The following is a 12,690-nucleotide window of genomic DNA, read 5'->3' on the forward strand; positions in this document are numbered from 1 at the left end:
AATAGAATTTTCGATGTCACCTGCCGCTTAGGTCTTGCTCCGTTTGGGTCGGCTTGTGCCCCCTAAATCCCCCATTCTGGGGGACTTTGAAACCGCAAGTCTTGGCTCAAAGTCCCTCACTTGTGGGGGATTTAGGGGGCGTTTCCAGATTCGCGTAGGAGGTCTAATTAACCCATTACCAATTCAGCGAGGTGTGAGCAATTGCATCTCGCTTATTATTTAGGAAATCGATCGTTGGTAGATCTTATGCAAGCCACAGAAGTCGAAAAACGCTACAGCCCAGAAGAGTATCTCTCTCGTGAAGAACAGGCTGAATACAAAAGTGAGTATCAAGACGGAGAAATCATTCCCATGACAGGCGGCTCACTCAATCACAATGAGATTATCACCAATTTATGGATCTTGAAGTCTAAGCTACGGGGCAAGGGCTATCGATTCTTCTCTAGCGATGTCCGGTTGTGGATTCCCAAGCATCGCAAGTTCACGTATCCCGATGTGATGGTGATTCAAGGTGAGCCTGTCCTTTATCAAAACCGTACCGATACCGTTGAGAATCCTTGCTTAATCATCGAAGTGTTATCCAAGTCAACGGAAGATTATGATAAAGGCGATAAGTTTAGATACTCTCGATCGCTTCCCCAACTTCAGGAATATGTGTTGATCAATCAATATGCGTTAGAAGTTCAGCAATACACTAAGTCAGACCACAATTCATGGATCTATCGCGTGTATGAATTACCTGAAGAAGTTGTGAAATTTACCTCAGTTGAGATCGCGATGACCGTCGCCGAAATCTACGAAGGAATCTCTTTTCAGGAAACCAACCCGGCTTGATTGGAGGTTTGATGTAGCGAGCAGTCAATTCTAGCCTTTCTCAAGTGACTCGATCGTGCCGTTCCAAAGCCTTACTTTAGGACTATCTCGGCTGAGGGAGGTAGAGCGATCGTCCCTGTCATAGTCTTAGGAGTTCTGAATAATAATTAGTTGTGATGAAGAACTCATTCAAAAAGCTAGCAAGCACGATCGGGGTATTGGGATTTAGCCTTGCGGTTGCCCTACCCACGTTTGCACAATCTGCTTCTCCCTCAAGCGGCTCGACTGGAAGAGATTCTAACGTCAACTCAACACCTAACGAACCCTCCCAACTCAACCCATCCAGCGGCAGCGAAGCCCCAGCAGCGCGTCCTCAACCCAACGTTCCTAACGACCAAACCAATCCGGGTGGCATCAACACGCCTGCAAATCGTCCCCAAGCTCCCGGTGGGCTAGATGCTCCTACCAACACGTCTCCCAACAACACAACGCCTGGTAGCTCCAGCGACCAAACCAATCCGGGTGGCATCAACACACCTGCAAACCGTCCCCAGGCTCCCGGCGGACTGGATGCTCCTACCAACACGTCTCCCAATAACACGACTCCTGAAAGCCCTGTCCAAAGACCTGTACCTTCACCAGGCTCACCTCAAGGCATCGTAGTTCCCTCGTCGTCTTCGTCTCAGACGTTGGATGCGATCGTTCGTCAAAGCCCTTCTTTTGAGCTATTTAACGCCCTGTTGAGAGTGGCTGATCAGAATGGTGCTTTGAGTACTGTATTGAATGGCAGCAGTAGCTACACTGTCTTTGCCCCAACTGATGAAGCGTTGGCGGCCTTACCTCAAGGCACTTTTAAGGCACTCGTGCAGCCCGAAAACCGCGATCTCTTGGTAAGAATTCTCGAAAACCACATCGTGCGCGGCAAAGTGCTGTCTAATGAAGTCGGGTCACGAGAACTACGATCGCTCATCGGTGAACCGATCGCCCTCACAAGTGCTCCTGTTGTGGGTGCCGACATTCAAACCAGCAATGGTGTAATTCATGCGATCAACGGCGTGATTCTTCCCGCTGATGTGCAGTCGCGTCTGGTGGGTCTAGTTCCTCAACCCATCTCTGGCTCAACGATTCGCTAAAAGTTAGGCAAAATGGGGAATCGATTGAACCGAGCGATCGGTTCCCTGATCGAACTACATTTAGTCAAGACCACATTTAGTCAAGCTACATCGTCAAAGACTGCGAATTTGATTCAATCAGCTTTGACAAATCCTGGAGAAAGGCGGCCGCATTGGCTCCATAAATAATTCGATGATCGCAGGTAATATTCACCTGCATTTGGCGCTTAACTCCTAATAGCCCATCTTCTGTAGCGACGACTTGAGGACGAGAAGACCCGATCGCCAAAATCGACCCCTGGCCCGGTGGCAAGATTGCATCAAAAGAACTCACGCCAAACATCCCTAAATTAGACAGCGTAAAGGTTCCAGAACTGTATTCATCAGGCTGTAGCTGCTTAGAACGGGCGCGATCGACCAGATCTTTCCAGGTGCGAGACAGCGAATAAATATCCATCTGATCGGCGTTTTGCAACACGGGCGTGATCAGTCCGCCATCATCCATTGAAACGGCAACCGCAACGTTAATTGCACCATTTTGACGAATGCCCTGATCAACGTAACTCGCATAGAGCAATGGATGCTTTTGCAACGTGACCGCGACTGCTTTCGCCAACAGGGCCGTCATCGTCACGCCCTTTGACTTAAGTTGTTTGTAGAGTTTGTCCAGTCCATCCGTCGTGATCGTGTATCCCACATGAAAAGTCGGCACCTCCAGACTGCTCAACATCGATCGCACAACCGCATTTTGCAGCGTGGTCATCGGTGTGGTTTGTCCGGGCTGGAGGGGAATTGGAGCAGGCGCAACAGGCGCTTTTTTGACCGCAGGTGCGACGGGTGCAGCAGTCGGGACAACCGTCGGAGCAGGCGCAACCTTGCCAACGGCTGCTTCGACATCTTCGGCGACGATCCGACCGTAGGGGCCGCTGCCTCTCAGCGTCGTCAAGTCTACCTTCAAATCCTTAGCTAACTTCTTAGCGCGGGGCGACGCGACGATCCGACCGTTTTCGCGAATCGGGCTGTTGCCATTTGTGGCAGTGGGGGGGGATGAGACAGCGACGGCTTCTTGTCTCGCTTGAGTCGTGGCGGCCGCAGGGGCAGAGACAGCGGCGGGGCTTTCGGCTTGCTGTTGGGCGGTTTCGATTTCGGCTTCGGTTTCTGCAATCAGCGCGATCGCCATTCCCACCGGGGCTGATTCACCCGCAGGTGTGACGATGACAGCCAGGTAGCCTTCATAAAAAGACTCCACATCCATATCTGCTTTGTCAGACTCGACCACGACGACCGTTTCGCCCTTCTCGATTTTGTCGCCGGGAGATTTGACCCAGGAAACAATTTTTCCTTCGGTCATCGTAGAACTGAGCGCAGGCATGAAGATTTCGTTAATCATTGCGGGGTGTCCGGGTCAGAGGGGTTAGCGACTCGCTGGGGGGAGTGGGGGCGTTTGCACGCAAACTTGCAGATTAAATTTTATCGGATTGGGGACAACTTGGGCATTTTTGAGGCTTGTGGGTTTTGAACCGTTTTTGAGACTAGAAACCACGACCTCTTCGAGATACCTGCAAGGAGTCGCATTGACTGGACAGGGTTGCGTGCCAGCGTAAAGCATTTTTCCCCTCAAAAACCGTGCGTTGTAACACACCCTGGCTCAACGAATTTTACGCCCTTCACAGCACTCTATTGAAACGCCAGGGGCTGTGGATTGAACAAAACCAAAGATCTGTGGGTATGTCGGGCGATCGCGAGACGCACCAAACTCGATCGGTGGCAGTGCGTTTCAAGGCTCAACACACCCTACAGATCACGATTTACTTAATTTATGATTCTAAACGTCGCCGCGAATTTCTTCGACGATGCCATCGCGCAGCAAAATTTCAACGTTCATTTTTTCGATCAAATTGTCGCCTGCTTCGATGCGAAAAATGCTGTTGACCTGTCCCTGGCTAACTTCTTGATCTAAGTCGAGCATTTGAACTTGCTGAAGCTGCTGAAGAATCTGATTCTTTTGCTCCAAAAGCTCACTTTTTCTTTGATTAAACTGCACCTTAATATTTTCGATCTGCTGAATCGTTTCGGGGCCAGGCGGTTGAATGGTTTGCCGTTGAATCTCAGAGACAACCTGCTGCAACTGCATCTCTAACTGCTGCAACTGAGTATCAATTTGATTGAGTTGTGTCTGGAGTTGTTGTTGGGCTTCATCCTTCCAACGGGGCGTGACGATCGCCTTGACGTTGACGTTTCGCTGCAAGAGCAGATGAGACTTTGAGACATCCATAGATACTGTAAGTTAAGCGTGAGTAAAGAAATCTTGCTGTCGAAGAACGATCCCGTCTGTCAAACAAACATCTCGTCAATGATACCTTGGTAGCGATCCATCACAACATTTCGACGAATTTTCAAGGTTTGGGTGAGTAGACCATTTTCGATCGTAAACGGTTCAGCAATTAAGCGCATGGGCCCGATGCGATCGTCGGGTCGGTAGCCTGGACGCTCTTTGACCAATCGATTCACTTCTAGACGAAAGAGTTCCTGGACGGATGACTGAGCGATTAGAGAAGAAAGATGAGTGTCGGTGAGGCCTTGCTCGATCGCCCATTTCTCAAGGGCTTCTGCATTGGGAACAATCAGCGCTCCCAGAACTTTTTGGTCTTGACCGACGAGCATCACTTGATCAATATAGGGACTTCGCAGACAAGCATTCTCGATCGGTTGCGGTTCAATGTTTTCGCCGTTGGTGAGGACGATCGTATCTTTGGCGCGCCCCGTAATGATCAGATCGTTGGCAGCGGTCACCATGCCCAAATCGCCGGAGTTAAACCAGCCTTGAGGGTCGATCGCTTTTGCCGTCGCTTCGGGATTGTTGTAGTAGCCCTGCATGATTTGTGGCCCGCGCAGTAATACTAGCCCCCGTTTTCCTATCGGTAAAGGTTTGAAGGTTTCGGGATCGACGATGCGGGTTTCTGTATCGGGAAGCGGTTCGCCATCGGCTCCTCTGACATTTCGCCACGGACGACGGGCGTGAGTAATCGGGGAAGTTTCGGTCAAGCCATAGCCACCGATGAGAGGAATGCCCACGATTTCAAAAAAGTCTTCTAAGTGATCGGCGATCGAGCCGCCCCCACTCACCCAAAACTTGATCTGCCCGCCCGTTCCGGCTCTCACTTTTTGATAAACCAGTTTGTCTCCTAGCTTGTGAAAGACCCACAGTGATCCCGCTTTGATCCGAGCAATCAGGCGATCAAGCGCAGACGGATTCAGGTTTTTGAGCGACAGATTTTGGGCGACGCGGTTGGCTTCAACATACTGATGACTGATGTCGAGAAAGAACTTGACTAGCTTTTGTTTGCTGGCAGGCTGGTCGCGAAACTGTTTTTGAATGCCTTCGTAAATCGACTCCCACAAGCGCGGCACACCGACCATATAGTGAGGTCTACAGTCTTTGATATCTTTTTTGACGCTGCGAATGTTGGTGTAGGTTTGGGTGACTCCGTAGGCGAGAACGAAATATTCAAACGATCGCTCATAAGCGTGCCAGATCGGAAGGATGCTAAGAACGCGCTCGCCGGGTTGAGGCTGGGCGACCGCATATGCGCCTGTGATCTGATGGAGCAAATTTCCGTGACTGAGCATCACCCCTTTGGGCATTCCTGACGTGCCAGAGGTGTACATCAAGGTCGCTAAGGTTTGACGAGTTTGGTGGACGGGTTGCAGTTGAAACGTTTTGCCCAGCGCCATCACCTGAGAAAACGTGAGCATCTTGAGCGAGTCTTCGGAGGCGACGGATTCATCAGACAGCAAAATCACAAACTGAATCGGCAGATCATTTAAGCCATGTTGCAGTTTCTTGAGCAAGTCTTGATTTTCGACCACTAGCCCGATCGCGCCGCTATCTCTCAAAATAAATAGCAATTCATCGGGGTCAGCCTGAGCGCCTCGCACCACATTGGCCGCGCCCGATCGCATGATTCCCTGGTCAGCCACTAGCCAGTTAGGGCTGTTATCCGCAAACAGCGCAATGCGAGGCGGAATCGATTCTGAAGAGACGGCTGAAATGCCCAATGACTGTAACCCAGCCGCAAACTGCTGCATCCGTTGATATAGCTCGGCATAGGTGAGCGTGACGGCGGGCTTGCTGTGGGGGTTGTGGACAGCGGGAATCTGGGCAAAGTTGCGAGCGGCGATCGTCCAAACTTCTGGCAGAGATTGCACCGCATGATAATCGACGGCTGGCTGACTAGAATGAGCACTCATCGCGTTAACTCCTAAAAGAACGTTTGAAGCTGACCGTAAAATCGCGTAAACGATGCGCTTTGCTTAACAGTATCGTTGAGATTTTTTGTTGCGAGACTTCTGAGGACAGAATCCATTGTGTCTCAGTCAGGCTATTTGAGCGATCGTCTCTTAACGATTTGACGCATCGATTGAGCTTGATAGTTGAGTGGGGTTCTGTTCAAAAACGAGTTGAGGACTTGAATTGATCGCCCCTGAAAACTAAGCATGAGAACAGTCGATCCTACTCACAAACTTGCTGAGAGTCGCGATTCTTCGCTAGGCTTTGAGTGAATTACTTTAGAAAACAGCACATCAACATGCCAAAAGCTATTTGGAACGGAACCGTCATTGCTGAAAGCGATCGTTGTGAAGTCGTGGAAGGCAATCAATATTTTCCGGCTGACTCGATCAAGCGTGAATACTTCAAAGACAGCAGCACTCATACCACCTGTCCCTGGAAAGGAGTCGCCAGCTACTACACCGTAGAAGTCGATGGACAAGAAAACAAAGATGCCGCCTGGTATTACCCCACGCCCAAAGATGCTGCCAAAAACATCACCGGATACATTGCATTTTGGAAGGGGGTAAAGGTAGAGAAGTAGAGGGTGAGGAGTGAGGCGTAAAACTTGCAAAGCGAACAATTTGAATTCATCCTTTCATCCCTCCTCGCGCAGCGGATTACCCCCAAAGGGAGAACAGATCATCGAAGTTCTCCCTCATCCCCTGCTTGACCGACAAAACTCAGGAAAGCGAGAAAGGAAGCTAGGAGGGAAGTAGTGCATGATTTAAGCTGAGAAGTAACCACACAAATCAGTCAAAACAAATCAGTCAAAACAATGTCACTGACTTTCCGCCTCTATGATGCGCTGTCGCAATTTCTGAGTCAAGGCGAGAATGAGTGGAAAGATGCGCGTCACCTGCCGACTTTGTGTTGGATGATGATTAGCATCGTGCAAAGCCAGAGCGGGCATCTCAATGGGTTTGGGGTGTCTGTCAAGAGCCGAGCAAAGATTGCCCAGTCCCACCCAAGACGGTTTCGACGCTGGCTGTCCAATCGAGGCATTGATGCGGTGTCAGCTCATCAAGCGCTGATGAAACAAGCCTTGTCTGAGTGGAGCAACGACCGGATGTATTTAATCAAGCAGGCAAACGGGGGTTAGACCGGAGTCAAGTGATGTTGAATTCTCTCAGCCCAAACCTGATTATCTCGTACCGTTAAGACAATTTTTTTGTAGAATTCGTCCTCAAGTTCGAGGGTTAGAAAGTGATCGCTCTCCTGCACATACCAAAATTCTCGCCCGCGATCGCTGTAATAAGTTCCCGCTCTGATTACACCTGGCAAAAATGTGCCTGGCATCCGCAAATCGAGCCAATTGCTGTCAGGCTTTGCGATCGTCACTTGTCGAATATGATCGAGTGGAATCTCGAGCGTTTGATTGAAGAAAAAAGCGCAAATCCGCTCCCACAGACTGAGATCAATGTGTAAGAGATCGTTCTGAATGGATAATTGCATTTCAGTTTACCTCAAAGCTTTTTATATAGCAGTCCTAAATTAGTCGTGAAATGCAACGTTGATTGCGCCCTCTAGATCCCCTAAATTTGGGGGACTTTAGTTTGGGTGACTTTGAACCGTAAATCATTCTTAAAATTACGTGAATTCGATGAAATCTTTCGCTGCGGTTGTTAATCCAGGCAGCCCCCTAAATCCCCCAAAATTGGGGGACTTTGAACCCAAAATCTTGTCTTAAAGTCCCCCAATTTTGGGGGGTTGGGGGGCAGAAGCGCTGAAGAACGAAGCAAAAAAACTTCATCGAATCCACGTTAAAATTGGGGAATTTTTCCATCTTAAAGTCCTCCAGAATGGGAAATTTAGTGGGCTTTCCGAGATCTCGCAACTCAAATCGGATTGCTACATACTCTCAGGCTAACTTTTTAATACAGATTCATGCTGTGCCAAAAGTCATATTGAAGCTAAATTTTCTGACGATTGTTACAGATGTTGTTACAGATATTGTTTCAGAACATTCGCTGTAGATTCTGCTGTTTTTGTCCAACTAAACTCACTGGCTCTGGTAAGACTCAGTTGACGCAAACAGCTTCTCAAAGAGGAGTCCGAAGCGATCGCCTCCATTGCTTCCCCAATTGCGCCCACGTCATAAGGATTAACTAGCAAAGCTGCATCCCCCGCCACTTCTGGCATTGAGGACAAATTAGACGTAATCACCGGAGTTCCGCAAGCCATCGCTTCGAGAATTGGCAAGCCAAACCCTTCACACAAACTGGGAAACACGAGCGCGATCGCCTGATTGATCACCGTCGGCAACTCAGCATAAGGAACATAACTCAAGAATTTAACGCGATCGGTCAAACCCAATGCTTCAATTTGAGCCGTGAGAACGGGTGTATGGCGGCGATCGCTGGGCCCAGCAATCCACATCTGAGCGTCTGTTTGCAGCGTTGAAAAGGCTTGAATGACTCGCTGCAAATTTTTATAAGCGTCGTGACGACCGATATATAAGAAGTAATTTTGAATCGGCAAATTGAGACATTGAAAGTGACTGGAATCGTACGCTAAAGGCACGATCGTCATTTTTTGAACCGGAATTTTATAATAATGTGCAGCATCATTTGCCGTCGCTTCTGAGTCACAGATAATCTGTTTTGCCTGACCCAAAACTTGAGGAATATAGTATTTGAAATAAGGGGTTAGCGGAGAAGACCACCGAGGAAACTTTAGAGGAATTAAATCGTGAAGCGTAACAATCGATCGACAGTTTGAAAACAAAGGCGCTTCAGGAATCGGAGAAAATAATAGATTTCCCTGAAGTTTTTGATAAAGTTTGGGGAGTTGAAATTGAGTCCAAACCAATCGAGAAAAGTGACCTTTGCTGCCTTGATCAGGAGTCATATTCCCCGGAATTGAGTAATGCTTAAATCCAGAAAACTGCTGCGGACTTAACAACGTCGGCTCTAAAGATTGAAGCTGAGAAACCAAATTTTTTGCATAGATTGTGTGACCTGTGGGCTTGGTCGCCAAAAAAGATAAGTTGATGAGTAACTGACTAGACAAAATTCTTGTAAACCATCACGACATTAGAAGTTTATAAGCATTCAGAGTCGCTTTTGCAGTATTTTCCCAGGAGTATTGCTGCGATTGCACCTTACCTTTTTGAATCAAGCGATCGCGCAGTTGAGGATTACTAACGACTTGCAAAATCGCTTCGGCAAGCTCACTTACATCTTCAGGATTGATCAAAATCGCCGCATCCCCCGCAACTTCTGGCAACGAGGACGCATTCGCCGCAACCACAGGCGCACCCAACGTCATCGCTTCTAACACAGGTAACCCAAACCCTTCATAGTGAGAGGGATACACAAAAACATCTGCCCTAGAATAAAACAAAGCCACTGAGCGATCGGACAAATAGCTGAGATGATGAATCGAGTTTTGGTAGGGCGATCGAGCAATTCGCTCAAAGATTTCTTCATATAGCCAGCCTTTTTGACCAATCAAGACAAGCTGATGATCAAGTCGATGTTTTTTCTTTAACTGATCAAACGCTGCAATCAGATTAATAATATTTTTGCGCGGCTCGATCGTACTGACGAACAAAATATAGGGTTTTGAAAAGTCGTATTCAACAAACTTCTCAGATTCAACAGCCGTGTCTGAACGGTATCGACTGGCTAAAGGAGTCACGACAACTTTCTCAGGCTTGACACCCAAAAATCGAACAATATCTTGTTTAGAACTTTCAGAAATCGTTAAAACTAAATCAGTCCACTGTAGACAGCGCTGCACCCGATTTGTATACGCTTTAACGGTTGAATTTGCATACTCCGGATACCGAACAAATGTTAGATCATAGATCGTCATTACTTTTCGAGAATACCGAAATGGAAACACCGTGTAGTTCGTGCCATGCACAATATCTGGAGCGCCAAAAGATCGTTCAACTTGAGGCAAAAACAACCCAGGAAACTGAATCAATAGATTAGACAACCGAACCGGAATGGGAAACGATCGCAGATTTGAATACTCCCGCAAATACTCCGGAAACGACAAATTTCCTTGTAACCAATTCTTTAACCCTGGTTGATAGATAAGCGTTAATTCAAAAGAGTCTTGCGATCGTAGCTCACCCAATGCCTCAACCAAGTTAGCCACATACAAGCCAATGCCGCTGGGTTTGGGCAAAATGGGAGTCGCATCGATCGCAATTTTCAACATTCCAACGTCTCAATTTAGGGCTTGCGATCGCTCAGTTCTTTCAGATCGTGGTCAACCAACAGTTCGACTAATTGTTCAAACGAATATTCAGGTTGCCAGTCTAGCTGCTTGCGAATCTTGTTGATCGAGCCAACAAGCTGCACCGATTCATCCGGGCGATAAAACGACGGGTCAACCGACACATAATCTTGCCACGTCAGCCCCACCGATTTGAACGCACACTCGACCAACTCGCGCACCGAATGCGTTTCCCCACTGGCGATGATGTAGTCGTCCGGTTGGTCTTGTTGCAGCATCAACCACATGGCGCTGACGGCATCTTTGGCATAGCACCAATCGCGCTGGGCATCGAGATTGCCTAACTTTAACTCATTGGCCAACCCCAACTTGATCAGAGCAGCTCCACGGGTGATCTTGCGAAACACAAACTCCGTACCGCGTCGAGGCGACTCATGGGTGTACGTAATACCGCAGCAGGTATACAGCCCGTATTGTTGGCGATAGTTGATCGTCATCCAGTGCGCGTAAGCTTTAGCAACCCCATAGGGATTTCGTGGTCGAAAGGCCGTGCGCTCAGTCTGAGGCGACTCATCGGGTTGCCCAAACACCTCACTGCTCGACGCTTGATAAAACCGAGCGTTTGGATAACAGCGGCGAATCGATTCTAAGAGTCGAGACACGCCCAAAGCAGTGTATTCAGCCGTGAGCGCGGGTTGAGTCCACGATAGAGGCACGTAGCTTTGAGAGGCTAAGTTATAGATTTCGTTTGGTTGGGCCTGCATGATCGCGTCCATGAGTGAACACTGATCGAGCAGATCGCCAGAGAGAATCTTCACCTCGCCCGAAAGATGACTGATGCGATCGACATTGCCAGAACTCGATCGGCGCACCAGACCAAAAACTTCGTAACCCTTGGAAAGCAGAAGTTCGGCAAGATAAGAACCGTCCTGCCCTGTCAATCCTGTAACGAGTGCTCTTTTATGCATGTATCAAGACTGCCATTCTTACAGTAGAGTGAATTTGTTCAATCTTAGATTCAGATGCAGCCATGAGTCGCCAAATTGACACTTGAGAAAGAAGGTTTCGCCAACTCTGGTTGTTTTTGAAGATCGTGTAATCAAAATCCAAACGTTCCTTAGTCCTCAATTCGCTCATTTTCTTGGCGCGTACAGGCGACGTAGTACAAATAAGAATTGCGTGGATTATCGTTAAGACCCGATTCGGCAAAGATTTCTTCCGAAATAAACCGTTCGGCTTGAGCAGATTTAGAAAATTCAGCAATGCCTTTGGTTTGAATAATCTTGAAGTGATGCTGTTCTAGCATTTCGATCAAATCGTCATAGTAATATTCCAATTTATGCTCAGGATGAATAAATCCGTAGGGATTTTGAAGTTGAGTGATTCTGCGATTGGGGGTATCTAGCGCAAAGACTCCATCCGGCTTTAACAGCTTGTAAACTTGCGAAAAGATCAAGTGAGCATCTTCTCGGCTGACATGCTCGATCGATTCTCCTGACCACACCAGATCAAACGAACCTTCTGCAAACGATCCTAAATCAGACATCTGCGTGTAAATGTATTCAATCTCGCAACCGTTGTGATTGAATTTAGTCTCCGTCTCCACCGAAGGAATGATGCGCTGATCGGGCGGCAAATCAATGATCGTGAGCTTTTCGGGCGAGTAGGGATACCCAAAACTGAGCAGCGCCCCGATCGGGTCACCTGGGTTTGCACCACCGAGGTCTAGAATCGTTTTAGCAGGTGGCAGCAAGGTTTGCACCATTTCACATCTCGCTTTGTGGACGGCACCCCAAAACTCTGGTGGATAGCTGGTCATCACCTTTTGAGAAAACTCATTTGACTCTAAAATAGCTCTCACCAAATTGTGCCGAGAGACCCCTTGCTCTAGCAGTTTTGACCAATTCACCAGACCCACGGGATCGATTTTTCTTTCTAAGACAATTTGATAGAGGTTTTCTAAAAAGTCTCGATTAGAGCTTTTGGGCGTGAACAGGTTAGACAGTTTGCTCAATGCTTTATTCTTGATCATTGCTTTTGCAGCCTCCTAACCTATTTTTGAGCGTTGCTGTGGGGAGATTATACTACAGTCCGATTCTGTCAAAATTAGACTTACAAAATTGAGCGATCGTGGCTGAAAGGCTCTCTCAAGTCACTGTTTAGTCAAGTTGATTCTAATGAAAGCCATTTCTTTTGAAAACTCGTGGAGTAGACGCTGCTTTTAAGTCACTAACATTCATTTAC

12 protein-coding genes are annotated in these 12,690 nt (G+C 48.0%); 4 read left to right on the top strand and 8 right to left on the bottom strand.

What is annotated here, in order from left to right:
* Nucleotides 1–246: 246 nt before the first annotated feature.
* Together ACKFKF_RS01325 and ACKFKF_RS01330 are read left to right on the top strand one after the other, a co-directional pair.
* Nucleotides 247–834, top strand: coding sequence for a Uma2 family endonuclease (locus tag ACKFKF_RS01325; protein ID WP_446866022.1), 588 nt, complete (start codon nucleotides 247–249; stop codon nucleotides 832–834).
* Nucleotides 835–989: 155 nt separating this feature from the next.
* Nucleotides 990–1,946 (top strand): fasciclin domain-containing protein, encoded by a 957-nt coding sequence (locus tag ACKFKF_RS01330; protein ID WP_446866023.1) that lies wholly within the window; start codon nucleotides 990–992, stop codon nucleotides 1,944–1,946.
* Between the two features lie 85 nt (nucleotides 1,947–2,031).
* Here ACKFKF_RS01330 and ACKFKF_RS01335 read toward each other — a convergent pair whose 3' ends face one another.
* The 3 genes from ACKFKF_RS01335 to ACKFKF_RS01345 form a co-directional block, all read right to left on the bottom strand.
* On the bottom strand, nucleotides 2,032–3,315 hold the full coding sequence (locus ACKFKF_RS01335; RefSeq protein WP_446866024.1) for a dihydrolipoamide acetyltransferase family protein: 1,284 nt from the start codon (nucleotides 3,313–3,315) through the stop codon (nucleotides 2,032–2,034).
* Between the two features lie 435 nt (nucleotides 3,316–3,750).
* On the bottom strand, nucleotides 3,751–4,200 hold the full coding sequence (locus ACKFKF_RS01340; RefSeq protein WP_446856597.1) for a YlqD family protein: 450 nt from the start codon (nucleotides 4,198–4,200) through the stop codon (nucleotides 3,751–3,753).
* A gap of 59 nt (nucleotides 4,201–4,259) precedes the next feature.
* The gene (locus ACKFKF_RS01345; protein ID WP_446866025.1) at nucleotides 4,260–6,176 is read right to left on the bottom strand and encodes an AMP-dependent synthetase/ligase; all 1,917 of its coding nucleotides are present in this window, start codon (nucleotides 6,174–6,176) and stop codon (nucleotides 4,260–4,262) included.
* Nucleotides 6,177–6,514: 338 nt separating this feature from the next.
* Here ACKFKF_RS01345 and ACKFKF_RS01350 point away from each other — a divergent pair, with 338 nt between their 5' ends.
* Complete coding sequence (locus ACKFKF_RS01350; protein WP_446866026.1) at nucleotides 6,515–6,799, top strand: DUF427 domain-containing protein; 285 nt, start codon at nucleotides 6,515–6,517, stop codon at nucleotides 6,797–6,799.
* A gap of 234 nt (nucleotides 6,800–7,033) precedes the next feature.
* Entirely contained in the window at nucleotides 7,034–7,357 is a 324-nt protein-coding gene (locus tag ACKFKF_RS01355) for a hypothetical protein (RefSeq protein ID WP_446866027.1), read from the top strand.
* Here ACKFKF_RS01355 and ACKFKF_RS01360 read toward each other — a convergent pair.
* The 5 genes from ACKFKF_RS01360 to ACKFKF_RS01380 form a co-directional block, all read right to left on the bottom strand.
* A complete protein-coding gene (locus ACKFKF_RS01360) occupies nucleotides 7,354–7,710 on the bottom strand; it encodes a hypothetical protein (RefSeq protein ID WP_446866028.1) in 357 nt (118 codons plus the stop codon). The genes ACKFKF_RS01355 and ACKFKF_RS01360 overlap by 4 nt on opposite strands.
* A 489-nt stretch (nucleotides 7,711–8,199) precedes the next feature.
* Nucleotides 8,200–9,267 (bottom strand): glycosyltransferase family 4 protein, encoded by a 1,068-nt coding sequence (locus ACKFKF_RS01365; protein WP_446866029.1) that lies wholly within the window; start codon nucleotides 9,265–9,267, stop codon nucleotides 8,200–8,202.
* 15 nt (nucleotides 9,268–9,282) lie between these two features.
* Complete coding sequence (locus tag ACKFKF_RS01370; RefSeq protein ID WP_446866030.1) at nucleotides 9,283–10,428, bottom strand: glycosyltransferase family 4 protein; 1,146 nt, start codon at nucleotides 10,426–10,428, stop codon at nucleotides 9,283–9,285.
* Between the two features lie 14 nt (nucleotides 10,429–10,442).
* The gene (locus tag ACKFKF_RS01375) at nucleotides 10,443–11,414 is read right to left on the bottom strand and encodes a GDP-mannose 4,6-dehydratase (protein WP_446866031.1); all 972 of its coding nucleotides are present in this window, start codon (nucleotides 11,412–11,414) and stop codon (nucleotides 10,443–10,445) included.
* A 149-nt stretch (nucleotides 11,415–11,563) separates the two neighbouring features.
* Nucleotides 11,564–12,478 (bottom strand): DUF4214 domain-containing protein, encoded by a 915-nt coding sequence (locus ACKFKF_RS01380; protein WP_446856605.1) that lies wholly within the window; start codon nucleotides 12,476–12,478, stop codon nucleotides 11,564–11,566.
* Between the last annotated feature and the right edge of the window lie 212 nt (nucleotides 12,479–12,690).

This window comes from Phormidesmis sp. 146-12 (assembly GCF_052939495.1).

Bases quoted from the DNA above. Each gene is read 5' to 3' on its own strand.
- ACKFKF_RS01325 (WP_446866022.1), top strand. From the start codon at position 247: ATGCAAGCCACAGAAGTCGAAAAACGCTACAGCCCAGAAGAGTATCTC.
- ACKFKF_RS01330 (WP_446866023.1), top strand. From the start codon at position 990: ATGAAGAACTCATTCAAAAAGCTAGCAAGCACGATCGGGGTATTGGGA.
- ACKFKF_RS01335 (WP_446866024.1), bottom strand. From the start codon at position 3,315: ATGATTAACGAAATCTTCATGCCTGCGCTCAGTTCTACGATGACCGAA.
- ACKFKF_RS01340 (WP_446856597.1), bottom strand. From the start codon at position 4,200: ATGGATGTCTCAAAGTCTCATCTGCTCTTGCAGCGAAACGTCAACGTC.
- ACKFKF_RS01345 (WP_446866025.1), bottom strand. From the start codon at position 6,176: ATGAGTGCTCATTCTAGTCAGCCAGCCGTCGATTATCATGCGGTGCAA.
- ACKFKF_RS01350 (WP_446866026.1), top strand. From the start codon at position 6,515: ATGCCAAAAGCTATTTGGAACGGAACCGTCATTGCTGAAAGCGATCGT.
- ACKFKF_RS01355 (WP_446866027.1), top strand. From the start codon at position 7,034: ATGTCACTGACTTTCCGCCTCTATGATGCGCTGTCGCAATTTCTGAGT.
- ACKFKF_RS01360 (WP_446866028.1), bottom strand. From the start codon at position 7,710: ATGCAATTATCCATTCAGAACGATCTCTTACACATTGATCTCAGTCTG.
- ACKFKF_RS01370 (WP_446866030.1), bottom strand. From the start codon at position 10,428: ATGTTGAAAATTGCGATCGATGCGACTCCCATTTTGCCCAAACCCAGC.
- ACKFKF_RS01375 (WP_446866031.1), bottom strand. From the start codon at position 11,414: ATGCATAAAAGAGCACTCGTTACAGGATTGACAGGGCAGGACGGTTCT.
- ACKFKF_RS01380 (WP_446856605.1), bottom strand. From the start codon at position 12,478: ATGATCAAGAATAAAGCATTGAGCAAACTGTCTAACCTGTTCACGCCC.